The following is a 21,858-nucleotide window of genomic DNA, read 5'->3' as shown; positions in this document are numbered from 1 at the left end:
TGACTTGGTTTAACGATATGATGCGTAATGCAATCGGCAAGGGATTGTGACCGATAGGAACATAAAACAAGGGATAATCATGCATTACGATGTATTCAATGGAGACGCTGATGGCATCATCGCGCTATTACAACTGCGCTTGGCACAGCCGAGAGAGAGTCAGCTGATCACGGGTGTAAAGCGTGACATTAAGTTGCTTGAGCATGTTGTTGATGCGGGCGATGCCTCCTCAGTGACGGTGCTTGATATTTCGATGGAAAAGAACCGAGAAGCGTTGGATACGTTACTTGCGGGCTCAGTTCCGGTTTTTTATTGCGATCATCACCGTAGTGGTGAGCTGCCGAGTTCTAATTCGCTTGAAGCATTGATCAACCTCGACGCAGAAGTGTGTACGAGTCTCTTGATTAACGAGAAACTGAATAACCAATACGTCCACTGGGCCATCGCCGCGGCTTTTGGTGATAACCTAAATCGTGTGGCAGAGACATTGGCACAAAAGCATCATCTAAGTGAGGCTGATACGGCGTTTTTACAGCAGCTAGGTGTATTGATTAACTACAATGGTTATGGGGCCACACTGGATGATCTGCACATTGCGCCTGCAGAGCTGTTTCTTCAGCTATTGAACTACCCAGACCCATTTGCTCTGCGCTCTGATCAACAGTCGCCGTTTTATCAACTTCAGCGTGGCTACCAAGACGATTACCAACAAGTGGCAGCGTTAAAACCCATTCATCAATCTCAGGCTGCAACGGTTTATGAGCTGCCGTGTGAAGCATGGGCACGTCGCATCAGTGGTGTTTATGGCAATGAACTTGCTAACCAATCGCCATCTCAGGCGCATGCAGTGATGACGCTAAACCCAAGTCAAGCTGACTATACCGTGAGTGTGCGTGCTCCGTTAAATAACCGCATTGGAGCCGATGAAGTGTGCAGCCAATTTGCTACAGGTGGAGGACGTAAAGCTGCTGCTGGGATCAACGCGTTACCTCAATCTGAGAAGAGTACCTTTATTGCAACCTTAGATGCGTTTTATCGCTAGTTTGGCCTCATAGAGCGAAACAAGTCACGGCTATCAATGCATTAACTGAAGCGAGACGCTACTTAGGTCACGAGATTTACATCTAGTTATCATTGACGCTATAGCCTCTGCCGCCTATCCCCGTTATACTTCTTGACTGATTTTATCGTCCGATTTTTAACGACAAACACTGCAAGAGCACAGGATATGCAAGAATACATTGAGTTTTTCCAACAAAATATGATTTTATCTTTGGTATGGGTTGGCCTACTTGTTGCCCTTATCATGAATATTTTCAAATCGTCGACTGCCGCTTACAAAGAAATCGGTGCTTCCGAAACCACTCAGTTGATGAACCGTGAAAATGGTGTTGTTGTGGATATCCGCGCTAAAGATGAGTTCCGCAAAGGACATATTACCGATGCAGTTCACATTTTACCTTCGGATATCAAAGCAGGTAGCTTTGGTGCCCTTGAAAACCGTAAATCTGACCCAATCATTGTGGTATGCAAAACAGGTCAAACAGCTCAAGAAAGCGCTAACCTGCTAGCAAAAGCGGGTTTTGAAAAAGTGAACCTGTTGAAAAATGGTCTAATCGCTTGGAATGAAGCGAACCTGCCACTTGTTCGTGGTAAGAAATAACCATTGATGAGGCGAGAGATTAGGCGCTGAGTAAAAAAGCAGCGCTTAAGTCCAATGAGTTGTGAAACTGAGCACGAAAATTAGTGAACTATTCGTTTCCACCGCCTCTCTCAGTTAGTCTCACATCAGACTGTATTTTACGGAATAAAGGATTCAAAAATGGCTGAAGCAGCACCACAACAAGAAGCACAACAATTTGCAATTCAACGCCTCTTCTTGAAAGACGTTTCTTTCGAAGCACCTAACTCACCAGTAATGTTCCAAAAAGAGTGGAATCCAGATGTGAAACTGGATCTAGACACTCAAAGCCGTGAGCTTGGTGACGGTGTTTACGAAGTGATCCTACGCCTGACAGTGACAGTGAAAAATGCAGAAGAAACTGCATTCCTATGTGAAGTTCAACAAGGCGGTATCTTTACTGCAGAGAAAATGGAAGCGGGTCAGCTAGCGCATTGCCTAGGTGCATTCTGTCCAAACATCCTGTTCCCATATGCACGTGAAACGATTTCTAGCCTAGTGGTTAAGGGTACATTCCCACAATTAAACCTAGCTCCAGTTAACTTTGACGCGCTATTCATGAACTACCTACAGCAACAAGCTGAGCAAGGTGAAAGCCAACCTGAAGCGTAAGCTGAAGGTGGGTCTGACTTCAGTTTATTGAGGTTAGGTAAACAATGATAAAAATGCACAAAGCATCTTCAATAACCGATGCATTGTGCATTTTTTGTTTAATATATAGCTAAGTTACTTCATCTTGCGTAGGTGCTTTAGCTATATACCCATGTGATTTCAAGATGCAGAACTCAGAGCTTTATGAACGAGTTCAATACAAGAACAAATTATTAAATTCGGGCGGAACTATGACAGATTCTCAAACCAATAATGCCTATGGAAAAGAGATTGCGATGACAGTGATCGGGGCGGGCTCATACGGCACGTCTTTGGCGATCTCGTTAGCTCGTAATGGTGCCAATGTGGTTATTTGGGGCCATGAAGCTGATCATATGGCGCGTTTGCAAGCGGATCGTGCTAACCATGAATTTTTGCCGGGCATTGATTTCCCAGAAACGCTGATTGTTGAATCAGACCTTGAGAAAGCAGTTCAAGCAAGCCATGATCTGCTTGTTGTAGTGCCTAGCCACGTTTTTGGTATTGTGCTGAATAACCTCAAGCCTTACCTGCGTGAAGACACTCGAATTTGCTGGGCGACAAAAGGATTAGAGCCGGAAACGGGACGCCTGTTAAAAGACGTCGCACACGATATTATTGGAGATGCTTATTCACTGGCCGTATTGTCAGGCCCAACGTTTGCAAAAGAACTAGCCGTTGGTATGCCGACGGCGATTTCTGTCGCTTCGCCAGACGATAAGTTTGTGAAAGATCTGCAAGAAAAAATCCACTGCAGCAAAACATTCCGCGTTTACGCCAATAGTGACTTTACCGGTATGCAATTGGGCGGTGCAGTGAAAAACGTGATTGCAATTGGAGCCGGGATGTCTGATGGCATTGGTTTTGGTGCAAATGCTCGTACTGCACTAATCACGCGCGGTCTAGCTGAAATGTGCCGCCTCGGCGCCGCTCTTGGCGCTCAACCAGAAACCTTTATGGGCATGGCTGGTTTAGGTGACTTAGTGCTGACATGTACCGATAACCAATCACGTAACCGCCGCTTTGGCCTTGCTCTAGGGCAAGGGAAAGATGTCGATACAGCTCAAGACGAAATTGGTCAGGTGGTCGAAGGTTATCGCAATACCAAAGAAGTATGGTTGCTGGCAGAACGTATGGGTGTAGAGATGCCAATAGTTGATCAAATCTATCAAGTATTGTATCAAGGAAAAGATGCTCGCATGGCAGCGCAAGATTTGCTCGCCCGTGATAAGAAAGCAGAAGGATAATTAACCGGCTTAGCGGTTGGCTGTGTCGAGGTGAATCGCTAGGTATCCAGGGAATTGCACATGAAGAATTGTGAGAAACAGAAAGTCTGGCAAGCGATTGTGAAGGAGGCTCGTGAGCTTTCTGAACAAGAGCCAATGCTAGCGAGCTTCTATCATGCCACCATTATTAAGCATGACAGCCTAGCCGCGGCCTTGAGCTACATACTTGCTAACAAGCTGAATACCGCCTCAATGCCAGCGATGGCAGTACGTGAAGTAGTGGAAGAGGCCTTTAACTCTGACCCCTCTATTACCGAAGCTGCGGCTTGTGATATCTGTGCCACAGTGAATCGAGACCCGGCGGTTGCGATGTATTCAATGCCATTACTTTACCTAAAGGGCTACCATGCGCTACAGGGCTACCGAGTTGCGAACTGGTTGTGGAAGCAGGGACGTATGGCCTTGGCTACCTACCTGCAAAACCAGATCTCAGTCGCCTGTCAGGTAGACATCCACCCAGCTGCCCGTATTGGTCGCGCGATCATGCTCGACCATGCTACTGGGATTGTGATTGGTGAAACGGCTGTTGTCGAAAATGATGTATCAATCCTGCAAGATGTGACCCTAGGTGGTACAGGTAAAGAGTGTGGCGATCGACATCCCAAGATCCGTGAAGGGGTGATGATTGGAGCTGGCGCTAAAATCTTAGGCAATATCGAAGTTGGAGAGGGTGCAAAGATTGGTTCTTGCTCTGTCGTACTTCAGCCAGTCCCTCCTCATACCACTGTGGCAGGTGTCCCAGCTAAGATTGTCGGAAGGCCGAAAACAGATAAGCCTTCTTTGGATATGGACCAGCAATTCAATGGTCGCTCTCAGAGCTTTATTGGTGGTGATGGAATATAGACTTACACCAAAAAATCAATAAACGAACGCCAATTACCTTTGTGATTGGCGTTTTTGTATGCGCTAAAAATAAAAAAACCGATACTAATGTATCGGTTTAAACTTGTTGTTGTGTCTGCAGCATCTTGGCAGAGCGGCACCTGTTATTAAGACAATGCTTCTAGCTCTTCAAGAACTTCTTCTGCCCATGCAATCCATGCTTGGCGTGCAAGGAGATTGCGGCGAAGGGTCAAACGCTCCAAGCGTTGCTGCTTGTCGAGTGTTGCAGGTGTTGAGTAGTACGCTAGTTCAATATCTTTATAGTGATTAACGAGTTTACGGGACTCTTCAACAAGGTCTGCGAGTTGTAGGCGGTATGGTCCAGAATCTTGAACCGAACAAGCCATCAGCTTTGCTGAAAACTCATCGCGTATAGTTGGGTGCGCTGTAGGTTGATCAAACCATTCACCTAGGGCAATGCGGCCTGCGTCGGTGATGGAATAAACTTTACGATCCGGCTTTCCTTCTTGAGGCTCTAAAACGCAAGTGACCAAGCTATTTTGAGCCATTTTATTCAATTCACGGTAAACTTGCTGGTGGCTTGCTTTCCAGAAGTATCCGATTGTTGCGGAAAACTCTTTAGTGATGTCGTATCCAGTTGCATCGCGTGTGCTCAGAACTGTAAGAATAACGTGTGGTAATGACATGTCTTCAATCCAAAAGGTCAATAAACTTTAACAACTGCCTGAGTGTCTGTTGTGCTTCTAAAGGCACTAATCATCAGTTATCACTGGGCATACCAACAAAGTTGGTCATGTCACCTTAAAGCCGTTTATCACCTAATCTCGATCTAGACGTTATCGAGGATATGCGGATTGTTGATTTTATAATGTTCCGCAGAAGTGGATTAGTATATCTAAATAATAAGCACAAAGTAGAATAGAAAAACAGAATAAATCAAAAAACTAACAAAAAGCTCAGTAAGTAATACTTTTGGTATTTTGTTTTTTAGGGGTGGTTTAGTCTGTACCGTTTGTAGGATTATATTCTGACATGTGTAAGCCATTGAATGGCATACTGCTATGATGATATGTGCTACAGGATAGAAAAAAGGCTGGTGACAACACCAGCCTTTTTGATTTACTAGCAGATTATCCGGTATTGCGCATACCTGCTGCGATACCTGCGATTGTCACCATGAGGGCTTCTTCAAGCTCTGGTGAAGGCTCTTCAGTTTGACGTGTCCGGTATAACAATTCTGCTTGTAGCATGTTGAGTGGCTCAACATAGATATTGCGTAGACGGATAGATTCTTTACCCCATGGGTCGCTTTGCATTAAGTTCTCGTTGTTTTCTACATTCAGTACAACTTTAATGTCTTTTTGCAACTGTTCACGCAGGCGATCACCTAATGGAAGCAGTTCTGGTTGTGCGAGACGTTGGTCATAGTAGCGAGATATCTCAATGTTACACTTCGAGTACACCATCTCTAGCATACCAAGGCGAGTTGAGAAGAATGGCCATTCACGACACATTTCTTCCAGTAGTGCTTGGTGGCCTTTATCAATCGAATACTGGATCGCTTCACCTGCGCCAAGCCATGCAGGTAGAACCAAGCGGTTTTGACTCCAAGAGAAAATCCAAGGGATCGCACGCAAACTTTCTACACCACCATTTGGGTTGCGTTTAGCAGGGCGTGAGCCCAGTGGCAGTTTGCCAAGTTCAAGCTCAGGTGTTGCTTGACGGAAATAAGGAACAAAATCCGCTTCACCACGAACCACGCTTCGGTAAGCTTCACAGCTGACTTCAGACAGTACGTTCATGAGATCGCGCCAGTCTTGTTTTGGTTCTGGTGGTGGCAATAAGTTTGCTTCAAGAATCGCACTGGCGTACAGGTTAAAGCTATTAACAGCAACATCCGGTAGACCGAGCTTAAAGCGGATCATTTCCCCTTGCTCAGTAACGCGTAAGCCGCCTTTCAAGCTTTTTGGTGGTTGAGATAATAAGGCTGCATGTGCTGGAGCACCACCTCGGCCAACAGTGCCGCCACGGCCGTGGAATAAGGTGAGCTCAACCCCTTCCTCTTCTGCGACTTTCACCAATGATTCCATCGCATGATATTGGGCCCAGCCAGCTGCCATAACGCCGGCATCTTTCGCTGAATCCGAGTAGCCGATCATGACCATCTGATGATTCTGAATGAAGCCACGATATAAGTCGATGCTCATCAATTGTTTGATCACCGCTTCTGCGTTATTCAGGTCATCAAGGGTTTCAAACAGAGGGCATACATCCATACGGTAAGGGCAACCTGCTTCTTGCAATAGCAGATGGACAGCTAAAACATCAGAGGCAGTACGGGCCATTGAAATCACATACGCTCCAAAGGCTTCACGTGATTGGCTAGCAATGATCTTACAGGTATCTAGAACTTCTTTAACCGGTTCTGATGGTTCCCAGTCGAGAGGAAGCAGTGGACGCTTCGAACTTAGTTCATTAGTTAGGAAAGCGACTTTATCTTGCTCGCTCCATTGATCGTAGTCGCCAATCCCTAGGTAGCGAGTCAGCTCAGACAGTACATCTGAGTGACGTGTACTTTCTTGACGGATGTCGAGACGAACAAGGTGAACACCAAACGCTTTAACGCGACGTAGTGTATCCAGTAGTGAGCCATCAGCAATGACACCCATGCCGCACTCATGCAGAGACTGGTAGCAAGCGTAGAGCGGCTGCCAAAGTTGTTCAACTTGCTGTAAAGGGGCTTTCACTGCCAATTTCTGACCATTGATTTTTGCATCAAGGATCTCTTTCGTGTCGTTAAGTAGCGTACGTAGTTGCTTTAAAATGCCACGATAAGGTTCATGTTGATCATCACCAGCAAGCTCTCGAACCGCGTCGTTGCACTTAGTCATCGACAGTTCACTGATCAACTCATTGATGTCGTTCAGGTACAGATCAGCGGCTTTCCAGCGTGAAAGCAGTAACACTTCACGAGTGACGGTATGAGTGACAAATGGGTTACCATCTCGGTCACCACCCATCCACGAAGAAAAGTGAACAGGGCGCGCATCAATCGGAAGACCTTCACCAAGGTAGTTTTCTAAGCGCTCATCCATTTCACGTAGGAATTCAGGAACGGCTTGCCAAAGTGAGTTTTCAACCACAGCAAAGCCCCATTTCGCTTCATCTAGAGGCGTTGGGCGCTGTTGGCGAATGACATCAGAGTGCCAGCTTTGGGCGATCAATTGCTCTAAACGACGCTCAGTCTTATGGCGCTCTTTAGGTGATAGATCGCTTAACTCAAGTTTTGATAGGCATTCATTGATCTTCACCAATTTGTTGATCATGGTGCGGCGAGTAATTTCTGTCGGGTGTGCAGTCAGTACCAGCTCAATGTTTAAGTCTCGAATGGCTTGTGCTGTATCGAGTTTGCTGACATTGCTTTGGCTGAGCTTAGAAAACAGCGTATTGATCGCATCCGGCTCACACACATGTGACTCACAATGACGTGAGATGGTGTGGTATTGCTCTGCCATATTGGTGAGGTTGAGAAATTGGTTAAATGCACGTGCAACGGGGGTAAGCTGCTCGTTAGGCAGGTTTTTAATTTCTTCGATCAGATTATCTCGATCTGCCTGATTGCCTGCTCGGGCGGATTTGGAGAGTTTACGAATGGTTTCTACTTTATCGAGAATCGCATCCCCATGCGCATCGCGAATGGTGTTACCGAGCAAGTGGCCCAGCATACTTACATTGCTTCTCAGTGCAGAGTATTTCTCGTTCATTGTCATCCTGCCTTGTAAAAAAATTACATCCATTGTTCCTGAATAGGTAAACAATCTAGCGAAAAATATTGCCCCGAGTCAAATGGTGCAGGCTAAGTTTGCAAATATTGTGCAAAGAGATGTAACGAATATAAGATGCCCATTTTTACCGTAAATGTTGAAAATTTATTACAGAATTTCAATGAAAAGTAAAACGAGGTGGCAATGCCACCTCGTGATATTAGAAGCAATACTGACGAATCGATTTTTGCAGAATTTGGATCGTAGGATCGATGAAATCAAATGCAAGGAACTCATCGGGTTGATGAGCTTGGTCAATAGAGCCAGGGCCAAGTACTAAGGTTGGACACAGTGTTTGTAAAAATGGGGCTTCGGTACAGTAATTGACCGTTTGTGATGAGGTTTCACAGATGGTTTCAACACCAGCGATAAAAGGGTGATCATGTTGACACTCGTAACCTGGAATGGGTTCATGTAATGGGGTAATGCAGATCCTGTCCGGCCATTTTGCTTCCACTTCTTTGAGCGCATTTCGCAGCATGTTGTCGAGTCCGTCCAAACTGATCCCTGGAAGAGGGCGAACATCATAGTGAAGTTCACAACAGCCACAAATACGGTTGGCACTATCCCCACCATGAATGTGGCCAAGGTTTAAGGTTGGACTTGGAATCGCAAAGCCGGGGTGGTGATATTCTTTAATCAGTTTGTCACGTAGCTGCATCAACGCGAAAAGTACCTCATGCATGATTTCTATCGCGTTGACACCCAGTGCAGGATCGGAGGAGTGTCCCGATTTTCCGGTAACGCGCACTGCGTTAGCGACGTGTCCCTTATGGCCTCGAATCGGCACTAAACTGGTGGGTTCTCCGATAATGCAATAATCGGGTTTGATTGGCGCATTATCAGTAAAATGACGAGCACCCAGCATGGTCGTTTCTTCATCACAGGTGGCAAGAATATACAATGGCTTGGTTTGCTTACTCCAATCCATGTTCTTGACCGCTTCAATGATAAAGGCAAAGAATCCTTTCATGTCTGCCGTTCCTAAACCATAAAAGCGGTTGTTGTGCTCCGTTAAAGCATGAGGGTTGAAGTTCCATTGCCCCTCGTCATAAGGAACGGTGTCGCTGTGACCCGCCAGCAGTAAACCACCTTCTCCTTGGCCTTTTTTGGCGATCAGGTTGTGCTTGCCGGGCTCAACTTGGGTTATTTCTACTTCAAAGCCGACATCTTTAAGCCAAGTTGCCAACTTTTCTATTACGTTTGCGTTGCCCTCGTCCCAGCTCGGATCGGTAGAGCTTATGGAAGAGGTTGAAATAAGGCCTCGATAGACCTCGAGGAAACTTGGTAACTGCATATTATCTTCGCTTTGCCTGTTGACATGAAAGTTTCAAAAAGGTAAAACACATATTAAATCATTTTTTGTGAATAAAAAATCGATTAAAGCTTGATTTTGTAAATTTATAGTCATCGTGGCTATGTTGTTTCTCTTTGAAATGGATGTCTTGAAATGCTGAAAACCACCATTATTGGAGCTAGCGGATATACCGGAGCAGAACTTGCCTTGATGGTGCATAAACATCCAGAGCTCACGCTAGCAGGTTTATATGTTTCCGCCAACAGTGCTGATGCGGGCAAACCTATTTCTGCGCTGCATGGCAAGTTAGCGGGCGTCATTGATGTGGCGATACAACCTTTGGTTGATGTGACAAAAGCGGCACAGCAGTGTGATGTGGTGTTCTTAGCAACGGCTCATGAAGTCAGCCATGACTTAGCACAGCGCTTTCTTGAACAAGGATGTCAGGTGTTCGATCTCTCGGGTGCCTTTCGGGTCAAAAGCCAAGGTTTTTACGATGAATTTTATGGTTTCACGCATAACTATGAAGATTTGCTCGATAAAGCTGCTTATGGCTTGGCTGAATGGAATAGTGAGGCGGTAAAAAATAGCCAATTAGTCGCGGTGCCTGGTTGTTATCCAACGGCTTCTCAACTTGCTATCAAACCATTGCTCGAGTCAGGTTTGTTGGATGTATCGCAATGGCCAGTGATTAATGCAACCAGCGGTGTTTCCGGTGCAGGGCGTAAAGCGAGCATGGCCAATAGTTTTTGTGAAGTGAGCTTACACCCATACGGTGTATTTAATCATCGTCATCAGCCGGAGATAGCGACACACCTAGGTTGCGATGTCATTTTCACGCCACACCTTGGTAACTTTAAACGTGGCATCTTAGCCACGATAACGATGAAGTTGGCTGAAGGAGTTTCTGCTGAGCAGATCGAACAGGTATTTGAGCACGCTTATGCCAACAAGCCCGCAGTTCGTTTAGTTAAAGGCGCTTTTCCAACCTTACAAAATGTTCAATTTACCCCTTTTTGTGACATTGGCTGGAAGGTTCAAGGAGAGCACATCATCGTGGTCTCAGCGATCGACAATTTATTAAAAGGCGCATCGAGTCAAGCGATGCAATGTTTAAACCTCCACTACGGATTTTCTGAGTTAACGGCACTGCTATAAGCGGTCTGGAAGGAAACGTTATGACAGATAACAAACAAATGCCATTGGTGATCAAGTTAGGCGGTGCAGCACTTTCAAGCACCGATACATTAAGCCAAGTTTTTACGGCCATTGCAGATTATCAAAAGCAAGCTCAGCGACGAATCGTGATCGTTCACGGTGGTGGTTATCTGGTGGACGATCTCATGGCGAAACTGCAACTTCCAACAGTGAAAAAAGAAGGGTTGCGTGTGACGCCTTATGACCAAATCCCGTTGATTGCTGGTGCACTGGCTGGTACAGCCAATAAACAGCTTCAAGGGCAAGCGATCAAAGATGGATTAAATGCTATGGGGTTAAGCCTTGCTGATGGTGGTTTGTGCCAAGTGGAAGAATTGGATCCGGAGTTAGGAGCGGTAGGGAAAGCAATTCCGGGTCAATCTCAAGTGCTGCAAGCTATTTTGGAACAAGGTGCGCTGCCGATCATTAGCTCAATTGGCTTAACGGCAGAAGGCCAGATGATGAACGTCAATGCGGATCAAGCCGCGGTGGCTGTTGCTGGTGCATTAGACGCCGAGTTGGTATTGCTATCGGACGTCAGTGGTGTGCTTGACGGAAAAGGACACTTGCTCACCAGCTTAGATGCGGCTCAAGCCAACAAGCTGATCGAAGGCAAAGTGATCACCGACGGTATGATCGTCAAAGTGAAAGCAGCATTGCAAGCGGCGAATGACTTAGGCAGACCGATTGAGGTTGCCACATGGCGCTACCCAGAAAAACTTGCACAGCTGTTTGCCGGCAACAGCATTGGTACTCAATTTGTACCGCAATAATTATTCAGAATTTTAGTTAAAAAGAATGGAAACCTGAGCACTGACCGCCAAGCGCAGAGCCAGGATCATGGAGAAGTAAAATGAGCAAAGTACAAGTAAATAAAGTGGTTGTCGCATACTCTGGCGGTCTAGATACCTCGGTGATCATCCCTTGGTTAAAAGAAAACTACGATTGTGAAGTAGTGGCGTTTGTTGCTGATGTAGGCCAAGGTGCTGAAGAACTGGAAGGTATTGAAGAAAAAGCCAAAGCTTCAGGAGCATCAGAGTGTTATGTGGCTGACCTAAAAGAAGAAATGGTAGCCGATTACATTTATCCAACGTTAAAAACAGGTGCTTATTATGAAGGTAAATATCTGTTAGGTACTTCGATGGCGCGTCCGATTATCGCCAAAGCACAAGTAGAAGTGGCTCGTAAAGTTGGTGCCGATGCGCTATGTCACGGCTGTACCGGAAAAGGCAATGATCAGGTGCGTTTTGAAGGTGCATTTGCTGCGCTTGCACCAGATCTTCACGTTATCGCACCTTGGCGTGAATGGGACTTAGTCAGCCGTGAGCAATGCCTTGATTACTTGGCTGAACGGAATATCCCATGTAGTGCTTCCCTTACAAAGATCTATTCGCGTGATGCGAATGCATGGCACATTTCCACAGAAGGTGGGGTATTGGAAGACACTTGGAATGCACCAAATGACGATTGTTGGGTATGGACCGCTGATCCTGAACAAGCACCAAATGAAGCGGAATATGTGACGCTAAAAGTAGAGAAAGGTGCCGTTGTTGGTGTCGATGGTGAGCAAATGACACCATACAATGCGTTGGTTTATCTCAATGAAAAAGGCGCAAAGCACGGTGTTGGTCGTATTGATATCGTTGAAAACCGTTTGGTTGGCATGAAGTCTCGTGGCTGTTATGAAACGCCAGGGGGCACTATCATGATGGAAGCACTACGTGCTGTTGAACAATTGGTATTGGATAAGAGTTCATTTGAGTTCCGTGAAGAGCTAGGCGTGAAAGCTTCTCACTTGGTGTACGACGGCCGCTGGTTTACACCGTTATGTAGCTCAATAATGGTTGCAGCTGAAGAGCTTGCACAAGACGTGAATGGTGAAGTGGTCGTGAAGCTATACAAAGGCCAAGCGACGGTGACTCAAAAACGTTCTGATAACAGCTTGTATTCTGAAGAGTTTGCAACATTTGGTGAAGATGAAGTGTATGACCAGAGTCATGCTGGTGGTTTCATCCGTTTATACTCACTGGCGAGCCGGATTCGAGCACTCAACGCAGCTAAGAAAAATCAATAAACACTCATTCATTGTTACTGAAAGCCCGCTGGATAGACAGCGGGCTTTTTTATTAACTGGCGGTAAATATATTTATATAAAATTCCTGAATAATTATGTGAAATAAGTGAATTTTTACTTTATTTTTAAATGGAATTACCGTAACGTTGAAGCATATCAAAAAAGACGCTGAATTCAGTCAAAACACAAGCAGTGATATCGAGCAATTAGGAGAGACGCGATGGCATTATGGGGCGGAAGATTTACCCAAGCGGCAGACACAAGGTTCAAAGATTTCAATGATTCACTTCGCTTTGATTACCGATTGGCTGAACAAGATATCGTGGGCTCTATTGCTTGGTCAAAAGCGTTATTGTCCGTTGATGTGTTGACGGAAGAAGAGCAGCAAAAGCTCGAATTAGCACTGAATGAGCTCAAGCTTGAAGTGATGGAAGATCCGCATCAAATACTGCGTTCTGACGCTGAAGATATCCACTCTTGGGTGGAGCAGCAACTGATTGGTAAAGTAGGGGATCTAGGTAAGAAGCTGCACACTGGTCGCTCGCGGAATGATCAAGTGGCAACCGACCTTAAACTTTGGTGTCGTCAGCAAGGTCAGCAATTGCTGATGGCTTTAGATCGTTTACAGTCACAAATGGTTGATGTTGCCAAAGCGCATCAAGCCACCGTATTACCTGGATACACCCATCTACAACGTGCGCAGCCTGTTACTTTCGCTCACTGGTGCCTAGCTTATGTTGAAATGTTTGAGCGTGACTACTCGCGTTTAAATGATGCAATTAAAAGACTGGATACCTGTCCGTTAGGCTCTGGTGCCTTAGCAGGGACAGCATATCCTATTGATCGTGAAGAGCTGGCCCACAACCTAGGCTTTCGCCGTGCAACAAGAAACTCACTCGATTCAGTGTCCGATCGCGACCATGTGATGGAGCTCATGTCGATTGCATCGATTTCTATGCTGCACCTATCTCGTCTTGCTGAAGATATGATCTTCTACAATTCTGGTGAGTCTAACTTTATTGAGTTAGCTGATACAGTGACTTCCGGCTCTTCATTAATGCCACAAAAGAAAAACCCTGATGCTTTGGAGTTGATCCGGGGTAAAACCGGTCGGGTTTATGGCTCATTGGCTGGCATGATGATGACTGTGAAAGCGCTACCTCTTGCTTACAATAAAGACATGCAAGAAGACAAAGAAGGGTTATTTGACGCGCTGGACACGTGGAATGATTGCATGGAAATGGCTGCGCTCTGCTTTGATGGTATCAAAGTTAATGGCGAGCGTACCCTTGAAGCAGCGAAACAAGGCTATGCCAATGCAACGGAGCTTGCGGATTATTTGGTTGCTAAAGGGATTCCTTTCCGTGAAGCGCACCATATTGTCGGCGTAGCCGTTGTTGGCGCGATTGCGAAAAGTTGTGCATTAGAAGAGCTTAGTATCGCGGAATTGAAAGAGTTCTCACCTGTTATTGAAGACGATGTGTATGACATTCTGACGATTGAATCGTGCCTAGAGAAACGAAGTGCATTGGGTGGGGTGTCGCCTCAACAAGTCGCGTACGCTGTTGAACAAGCAGATCAACGTTTGGCACAACGAGACACATCCACGGTCAAAGTTCGCCCAGCACGTTTGACGGACATTGAAGCATTGGAAGGTATGGTGACTTATTGGGCAAACATGGGTGAGAATTTACCACGTTCACGTAATGAGCTAGTCCGTGATATCGGCTCGTTTGCCATTGCAGAGCATCATGGCGAAGTCACAGGGTGTGCATCACTGTATGTATATGATTCAGGTTTAGCTGAAATTCGTTCTTTGGGGATTGAAGCCGGTTGGCAAGGGCAAGGACAAGGTTCTGCTATCGTAAAATATCTGGTTGATAAAGCCCGCCAAATGGCAATTAAGAAAGTCTTTGTTTTGACTCGTACCCCAGAATTCTTTATGAAGCAGGATTTCTTACCGACGTCGAAATCACTATTACCAGAAAAGGTGTTGAAGGATTGCGATCAATGTCCTCGTCAGCATGCATGCGATGAAGTTGCGCTGGAGGTAAACCTAGCAGAACAGGTGATTGCAAAAGTAAATGTCGCATAACGTTCTGAAAAGAAAAGTGTTTTAAAATTAAGGATAAAAAGATCAAAAAAGATCGATTTGTTTGGGAACAAAGTTGGAAAAGTAGGGTCTATTAAAGTACCACTGCTTTTTCTTAGAAGAATCTAAGAGGGCCCCAGACCGAGATATTGGTTTTGGGGCTTTTTTGTATCTGCACGCCACCCCCAGCCATGTTTGATTAAGGTTTTTGAGCTCTTTTCTCTTTACGCTTGCGCCAAGGCAAAATGACAAAGTGCATCCATAAATGAAGAAACAATAAGCCATTGAAGGCGAAACCAGCAAAGAGCAAGGCGATCGACTCGATCGACTCAGGTGTATTGCGAAATAACCACCACCATATGATCCAGCAAAGTACCGATAATACCGTCAATTGATCCATGCAGCGTTTGCATCGGCCAATCTTTTTCCAAAACCAGTGATCACGACAAGTCTCACATGTCATGTCATCTACTCCATTATTTTGTTCGCTTTAATTATACTCAAGTGCTGTTCAGTGGGGCAATCACATCGTATCTTCATTGCGTGCAGAGCATGCAGATTATGTTTTGATGGTAAAAATGAAAACTTAACGTCATCTTGATTTTGTAGCACGTAATTGCTGTATGGTGGCGCTTGGCTCAAAAGGAATATAATAATGACAACAGAACTTAAGTTTGCTCTTGGGATCGCTGGTACTTTTTTCGTTGTTGGTGCAACGGCCATCGGTTTGGTCAGCCACTATGCAATGATAACGACAATGTGATACCGATTAAGGTGTAAAGTAAAAGCCTCGTTGATGACGAGGCTTTTGTTGTTTATAGGGCAAGCAATATGATGCTTAGCAACCCGGTCCGCAATCGAGACAATGTTTGATCATTTCAGGACCAAGATGCAGTTTTGCGTTCAAGTCTCGTAATGCTGTTCGCACGCCTTCTTCAATCACTGGGTGATAGAAAGGCATATCGAGCATTTCTGATACGGTCATCTTGTTTTGGTGCGCCCATGCAAGTAGATGCGCGAGATGCTCTGCATTCGGACCCATCATTTCGGCGCCAAGGAATCGACCTGTTCCTTGCTCACCATAAACATGCAAAATGCCTTTATTTCGCAACATTACGCGAGAGCGGCCTTGGTTTTCAAATGAAACTTCACCAGTTGCAAAGCAACCACAATTGCCCAAACGCGTTGATAATTGTTTGTAGGTTTCTCCGACCATCGCAATTTGTGGATCTGAGAATACTGCCGAAATTGGAGAACGGCGCAGACCAGCTCGAATATCTGGGAATCGGCCTGCATTGTCACCTGCAATACGTGCTTGATCCGCGGCTTCATGCAGTAACGGAATTTGATTACTCGCGTCACCAGCGATGAAGATATTTTCTACTGACGTTTGCAGTGTGTAATGCTCAGCTGTTGGCACGCCGCGTTCATCAAGTTCAAGAGTGGTGTTCTCTAAGTTTAAGTTGTCCACATTTGGACGACGCCCTGTTGCCGCAAGCACGTAGTCAACAATAAAGCTTTCTAATTCGCCATCATGGTTGATAAACAGAATCTCGACTTTATCTGTCCCCTCGATGCGCTTCATACTTTCAACTTTTACATCGGCGTCGAGATAGAATTCTTGTTTAAATGCTTGGTCAGCGTATGCCATAACTTCTGGATCTGTCAGTGGCCCTACTTGACCGCCAAGGCCAAAGAGTTTTACTTTCACACCAAGGCGGTACAGTGCTTGCCCAAGTTCAAGGCCGATAACACCAGGACCGAATACTGCCACTGATTCAGGGAGATCATCCCAGTTAAATACGTCATCATTAATGATCAGGCGATCACCCAATTCATTCCATACGGCAGGGTAAGCTGGGCGAGAACCCGTTGCGATCACAATGCGCTTTGCAGTGATCTGTGTATGATCGTCAACCATTAATGTGGTGTTGTCGATGAATTTTGCATAGCCTGCCACTTTGTCTTCTGCAGGGATCTCATCCACACCTTCTAAAACGAAACCGACGAAACGATCTCGTTCACGCTTCACGCGATCCATTACTTCTCGGCCGTTAATGACGATTTCACCTTGAGGATGAACACCAAAGCCAGGCGCTTTTTCAATTTGATGGACACTTTCTGCTGCAGCAATCAACAGCTTTGAAGGCATACAGCCAACGCGAGCACAAGTTGTGCCGTAAGGGCCACCTTCAATCATTACAACACTATCAGTATGCGCTTTTGCCGCACGATAGGCGCCTAAACCTGCTGTACCACCACCAATAACGGCAACATCGACATTTAACTGTTTCATCATGGATTCTCGCTTTTTTATTCCCACGTCATGCTAGGGGCGTTGACTGGGGGTCATGAATTTTATTTGAATGTTTAATCTAGATAAGTAGTCGGACTGCACTGAGACGACGACTTATCTAGACTAGGAGAGATGTGATTAAGGTGTCCCCCGAGCTACGAAGGCATCGGGAGACTGAGCGTTTTCGCTTTAAAGATTTAGCCTAGGTAAGTTTCAAGCTCTTCACTACCACCGATGTGTCTACCACCGATGAACACTTGAGGTACCGTGGCGCGACCAGTGACTGCACGTAGGCTAACAGTCGTTGCATCTTTACCCAGAATCACTTCTTCATACTGAAGACCGTGATCAATCAGATTTTGTTTCGCCTTAGCACAGAAAGGACAGCCAGGTTTTGTAAATACTGTGATGGATTCCTGTGTTTTAAAGTTTGGTGCGATGTACGACAACATAGTGTCTGCATCTGAAACTTTGAACGGGTCGCCCGGCTCGTTTGGTTCGATGAACATTTTCTCAACGACACCATCTTTTACCAACATGCTGTAGCGCCATGAGCGATCACCAAAACCAAGATCTTTTTTCTCAACCAGCATTCCCATGCCATCAGTAAACTCGCCGTTACCATCAGGGATAAAGGTGATATTTTCAGCTTCCTGATCGGCTTTCCAAGCGTTCATCACAAATGTGTCGTTAACTGAAACACAAAGGATTTCGTCGACACCATGCTCTTTGAATACAGGGAACAATTCGTTATAACGAGGTAAGTGGCTTGAAGAACAAGTTGGTGTAAATGCACCCGGCAAGCTAAAGACAATGACCGTTTTGTTTTTGAATAGGTCGTCGCTTGTTACGTTAACCCAAGCATCACCTTGGCGAGTCGGGAAAGTAACCTGTGGAACATTTTGACCTTCTTTCGATGCGAACATAGTGTTTTCCTTCTGATTTTAAATTCGTTTAGAGCTTAATCTTTTTGCTGGCTCTGTTTCGTTTTGTTGCGCTCATTATTGAAAAAAATCTTTGATAGCTCTAATCGTTTGATGCTATGGTTTCGATAGGTTTTTTCTATCGAGGTAAAAAATGAATATCCGCGATTTTGAATACTTGGTGGCTTTGGCTGAACACAAACACTTTCGCAAAGCCGCGGAAGCGTGTTTTGTTAGCCAACCAACGTTAAGTGGTCAGATCCGTAAGTTAGAAGATGAGCTTGGCACGGCTTTGTTAGAGCGAAGCAGCCGTCGGGTTTTGTTTACGGATGCGGGGTTACAACTTGTTGATCAAGCTCGATGCATTCTGAATGAAGTGAAAACATTTAAAGACATGGCAAGCGGCCAAAGTGGTGCGATGTCTGGTCCAATGCACATTGGCTTTATTCCAACCGTTGGGCCTTATATCCTTCCTCGCATCGTCCCTGCTTTAAAAGAACAATTCCCTGAACTAGAGTTGTTTTTGCATGAGGCGCAAACGCAGCAACTGGTGCGTCAATTAGAAGATGGTAAGCTCGATTGTTTGGTGTTAGCGTCAGTTGCAGAGACGTCACCTTTTAAAGAAATTGAGGTATACAGTGAGCCTCTGAGTGTTGCGGTACCGTGCGATCATGAATGGGCGACGCTAGACAGTATTGATATGCTTGAGTTGAATGGTAAGACGGTGCTGGCTTTAGGGGATGGTCACTGCTTACGTGATCAGGCGTTGGGCTTTTGTTTTGCCGCTGGGGCAAAAGATGATGAACGCTTTAAAGCAACCAGCTTAGAAACCTTGCGTAATATGGTCGCCGCAGGTGCAGGCATTACGTTATTACCTGAGCTTTCTTTACCCAAAGAAAAGCAAAAAGACGGCGTTTGTTATATTCGAGCCGTCAACCCTGAACCATCACGCAGTATCGTTCTGGTGTATCGTCCGGGGTCTCCGTTAAGAGCGCGTTTCGAGCAACTGGCCTCGACCATTTCTGAGCAATTGGCTGCTCGATAGTTGAAAAAAAGGTTGACCTTATGGTCAACCTTCTTTGCATTAGAACAATTCTTCACTTTCTGATGTGGTATAGATACTGTCGGTAATTTCATCCACCGCATATTCGGTTGGCTCTGTACCTTCAGTAAAGTATTCAAACATCGAGCTGCCATCATTCTTGTTGGTGAGTAAGCCAGTATCGCGGTCGATACGAACGCGAACTACGCCCTCAGGGATCTGTTTTTGGTGTTCTGGTTTGTCAGCAAGCGCAGCTCGCATGAAATCAACCCAAGCTGGCTGTGCGGTTTTTGCACCTGCTTCAGCACCAGAGATCTGACCATTACCTAAATTCGCATTTGGTGTAGTTTTACCGAGTGCGCGGTTATGGTTATCAAAACCAACCCAAGCGACAGCGACAATGCCTGGACCGTAACCGTTATACCACGCATCTTTAGAATCATTTGTAGTACCGGTTTTGCCGCCAATGTCACGACGTTCTAATTTCTGACCACGCCAACCCGTGCCATTCCAGCCTGTACCATCGCGCCAGTTACCACCACCCCAAATGTTGCTATACATCATCTCTCGAACGAGGAACGCAGTCTGCTCAGAGATCACTTGCGGTGCGTATTGCTGTTCCTCAGTAGTTGTCACATCTTGCTCATTAAACTCGTTATCGCTGACAAGTGTTGGCTGACAATTTTGATGGCAAATGGTTTTTGGTGTGGCTTCAAATTCAATATCACCATATGGCCCTTCGATTTTTTCGATGTAGAACGGCTCAACGTAGTAGCCACCATTGGCGAAAACAGAGAATCCTTGCGCCATTTTGACCGGTGTTAAGCTACCAGCACCCAGAGCGATTGTTTCAGAGCGTGGCAGTTGGTCGATATCAAAACCAAAACGAGTTAGGTATTGACGGGTTTCATCGAGACCAACTTCGCGCAGCACGCGAACAGCCATTACGTTTTTCGATTGTGCTAAGCCAATACGTAAACGAGTTGGGCCAGAGTAGGTTGGTGGTGAGTTCTTCGGACGCCATGCCGTGCCTTGACCACGATCCCACTTATTAATAGGTGCATCGTTAATCAAGCTCGCCAGTGTCATCCCTTTATCAATCGCTGCCGAATAGATAAACGGTTTGATACTTGAACCCACTTGACGAACGGACTGTGTTGCTCGGTTAAATTTATTGTGAATGAAGTTAAAGCCACCAACTAATGACAAAATAGAGCCATTTTCTGGGTCCATTGCCACAAAAGCTGTGTTCGCATTTGGTACCTGACTTAAAGCCCAACTAGTGGATTGTTCATTGGTGATCTGACGTACCCAAATTTGCTCTCCGGCGATCAGGATATCTTTCGCAGATCTTGGCGCGGGACCTTGACGGTCGTCTGTACGGAACTTACGTGCCCAATTCATACCATTCCATTCAATGGTTTGCTCGCCCTGATTCTTAACTTCAACAACGGCTGACTTAGCATTGACTTGTGTAACAACGGCTGGAATTAGAGAGCCATAAGTTGGGACATCATCTAAAATCTCATCGATTTGATCACGATTCAGAGGCGTTTGTTCTGCTTTCCACAAAACTTTTTCTGCACCGCGATAACCGTGGCGTTCGTCGTAAGAGAGCAGATTGTTGATGGCAGACTTATTTGCTGCGTTTTGTAACTTTGAATCAATGGTGGTGTAGACGTTCATGCCTGAGGTGTAAGCATCTTCGCCATAGCGCTTAACCATCCATGCGCGCGCCAGTTCTGCCACATAAGGAGCACTCAATTCGATTTCAGCTCCATGGTAATAAGAGACAATCTCTTCAGAGCGGGCTTGATCGTATTCTGCTTGCGTGATGTATTTTTCGTCGAGCATACGCATCAAGACCACATTACGTCGATGTGTTGCACGTTCAACCGAATAGATTGGGTTCATGGTTGAAGGCGCTTTTGGCATACCGGCAAGGGTCGCAATTTCACTTAAGGTTAGGTCTTTCAGATTTTTACCGAAGTAAACACGGGCCGCAGCACCAAAACCGTATGAGCGGTAGCCAAGGAAGATCTTGTTAACATACAACTCCATGATCTCTTGTTTACTTAACAGTTGCTCAATGTGAATCGCAATAAATACCTCTTTCACTTTACGCATCAATTTCTTCTCATTGGAGAGGAAGAAGTTACGTGCTAGCTGCTGAGTAATGGTACTTGCCCCTTGTTTTGCTGAGCCAGAAAGGGCAACAACAACGGCCGCACGAGTGATGCCAATAGGGTCTATGCCTGGGTGATCATAGAAGCGGCTGTCTTCTGTCGCGATCAGAGCATCAATTAGATGCTGAGGGATCTCATCGTAACGGACTGGAATACGACGCTTTTCGCCGAATTGAGAAATTAACTTCCCATCCTTACTAAAGACCTGCATTGGAGTTTGCAGTTTGACGTCACGCAAAGTTGCTACATCGGGTAGGTCTGGCTTGACGTACAAATAGAAGCCGAAAATTGTACCGACTCCAAGAATCATGCAAATCAATGCAAAAATGAACAATCGCTTTATGAACTTCACCGGAGAATCCCTGATTAGTTAAGGCTTGAAAGATACAAACCCTTGTACTCTAAGCTAAAAATTTAGCTCGATTTCATTTGTATGCTCGTTAAACCACCAATTAAAGCATAAGAGCTAAGCAGTAGTCACGGAGCT

Annotated in this window: 17 protein-coding genes; 10 read left to right on the top strand and 7 right to left on the bottom strand. The window is 45.6% G+C overall.

The features are described 5' to 3' along the window. Positions 1-79: 79 nt before the first annotated feature. The 5 genes from ACQEXU_RS12470 (at position 80) to cysE (ending at position 4,440) form a co-directional block, all read left to right on the top strand. A complete protein-coding gene (locus tag ACQEXU_RS12470; RefSeq protein ID WP_427011047.1) occupies positions 80-1,042 on the top strand; it encodes a DHH family phosphoesterase in 963 nt (320 codons plus the stop codon). Between the two features lie 186 nt (positions 1,043-1,228). Beyond that, a complete protein-coding gene (locus tag ACQEXU_RS12465) occupies positions 1,229-1,663 on the top strand; it encodes a rhodanese-like domain-containing protein (protein ID WP_367987921.1) in 435 nt (144 codons plus the stop codon). Positions 1,664-1,822: 159 nt separating this feature from the next. Beyond that, a complete protein-coding gene (secB, locus tag ACQEXU_RS12460) occupies positions 1,823-2,293 on the top strand; it encodes a protein-export chaperone SecB (RefSeq protein WP_427011046.1) in 471 nt (156 codons plus the stop codon). A gap of 230 nt (positions 2,294-2,523) precedes the next feature. Continuing rightward, positions 2,524-3,558: an NAD(P)H-dependent glycerol-3-phosphate dehydrogenase gene (gene gpsA, locus ACQEXU_RS12455; protein WP_427011045.1), complete on the top strand. Its 1,035-nt coding sequence runs from the start codon at positions 2,524-2,526 to the stop codon at positions 3,556-3,558. A gap of 60 nt (positions 3,559-3,618) precedes the next feature. Beyond that, positions 3,619-4,440 (top strand): serine O-acetyltransferase, encoded by an 822-nt coding sequence (gene cysE, locus ACQEXU_RS12450; protein WP_427011044.1) that lies wholly within the window; start codon positions 3,619-3,621, stop codon positions 4,438-4,440. A 146-nt stretch (positions 4,441-4,586) separates the two neighbouring features. Here the strand turns inward: cysE and ACQEXU_RS12445 are convergent, their stop codons facing one another. The 3 genes from ACQEXU_RS12445 to argE form a co-directional block, all read right to left on the bottom strand. Then, entirely contained in the window at positions 4,587-5,126 is a 540-nt protein-coding gene (locus tag ACQEXU_RS12445) for a PadR family transcriptional regulator (protein WP_367987925.1), read from the bottom strand. Between the two features lie 444 nt (positions 5,127-5,570). Beyond that, on the bottom strand, positions 5,571-8,204 hold the full coding sequence (ppc, locus tag ACQEXU_RS12440; protein ID WP_367987926.1) for a phosphoenolpyruvate carboxylase: 2,634 nt from the start codon (positions 8,202-8,204) through the stop codon (positions 5,571-5,573). Positions 8,205-8,424: 220 nt separating this feature from the next. Beyond that, a complete protein-coding gene (argE, locus tag ACQEXU_RS12435) occupies positions 8,425-9,561 on the bottom strand; it encodes an acetylornithine deacetylase (protein ID WP_427011043.1) in 1,137 nt (378 codons plus the stop codon). A 153-nt stretch (positions 9,562-9,714) separates the two neighbouring features. Between argE and argC the strand changes: the two genes are divergently transcribed. From argC to argH, 4 genes are all read left to right on the top strand, one after another. Then, entirely contained in the window at positions 9,715-10,719 is a 1,005-nt protein-coding gene (gene argC / locus ACQEXU_RS12430) for an N-acetyl-gamma-glutamyl-phosphate reductase (RefSeq protein ID WP_427011042.1), read from the top strand. Positions 10,720-10,739: 20 nt separating this feature from the next. Beyond that, positions 10,740-11,531 (top strand): acetylglutamate kinase, encoded by a 792-nt coding sequence (gene argB, locus ACQEXU_RS12425; RefSeq protein ID WP_427011041.1) that lies wholly within the window; start codon positions 10,740-10,742, stop codon positions 11,529-11,531. Between the two features lie 80 nt (positions 11,532-11,611). Continuing rightward, positions 11,612-12,832: an argininosuccinate synthase gene (locus ACQEXU_RS12420; RefSeq protein WP_367987930.1), complete on the top strand. Its 1,221-nt coding sequence runs from the start codon at positions 11,612-11,614 to the stop codon at positions 12,830-12,832. 220 nt (positions 12,833-13,052) lie between these two features. Next, positions 13,053-14,927, top strand: coding sequence for an argininosuccinate lyase (gene argH, locus ACQEXU_RS12415; RefSeq protein ID WP_367987931.1), 1,875 nt, complete (start codon positions 13,053-13,055; stop codon positions 14,925-14,927). A gap of 196 nt (positions 14,928-15,123) precedes the next feature. Here the strand turns inward: argH and ACQEXU_RS12410 are convergent, their stop codons facing one another. From ACQEXU_RS12410 to ACQEXU_RS12400, 3 genes are all read right to left on the bottom strand, one after another. After that, positions 15,124-15,387, bottom strand: a complete 264-nt coding sequence (locus tag ACQEXU_RS12410; RefSeq protein ID WP_427011040.1) for a DUF3624 domain-containing protein — start codon at positions 15,385-15,387, stop codon at positions 15,124-15,126. Positions 15,388-15,762: 375 nt separating this feature from the next. Beyond that, positions 15,763-17,220 (bottom strand): dihydrolipoyl dehydrogenase, encoded by a 1,458-nt coding sequence (locus ACQEXU_RS12405; RefSeq protein WP_427011118.1) that lies wholly within the window; start codon positions 17,218-17,220, stop codon positions 15,763-15,765. 197 nt (positions 17,221-17,417) lie between these two features. Further along, positions 17,418-18,146: a glutathione peroxidase gene (locus ACQEXU_RS12400; protein ID WP_367987933.1), complete on the bottom strand. Its 729-nt coding sequence runs from the start codon at positions 18,144-18,146 to the stop codon at positions 17,418-17,420. 151 nt (positions 18,147-18,297) lie between these two features. On the opposite strand from ACQEXU_RS12400, the gene oxyR reads away from it, so the two are divergent. After that, positions 18,298-19,188: a DNA-binding transcriptional regulator OxyR gene (gene oxyR / locus ACQEXU_RS12395; RefSeq protein WP_367987934.1), complete on the top strand. Its 891-nt coding sequence runs from the start codon at positions 18,298-18,300 to the stop codon at positions 19,186-19,188. A 39-nt stretch (positions 19,189-19,227) separates the two neighbouring features. Here oxyR and ACQEXU_RS12390 read toward each other — a convergent pair whose 3' ends face one another. Further along, complete coding sequence (locus ACQEXU_RS12390) at positions 19,228-21,723, bottom strand: penicillin-binding protein 1A (protein WP_427011039.1); 2,496 nt, start codon at positions 21,721-21,723, stop codon at positions 19,228-19,230. Positions 21,724-21,858 lie beyond the last annotated feature (135 nt).

The sequence above is a fragment of the Vibrio sp. TRT 21S02 genome, assembly GCF_050113675.1.
In the GTDB taxonomy this organism is placed as follows: Bacteria; Pseudomonadota; Gammaproteobacteria; order Enterobacterales; family Vibrionaceae; genus Vibrio.
Note: the sequence above shows the minus strand (reverse complement) of the source record. Positions and strands in the feature narration are given on the sequence as shown.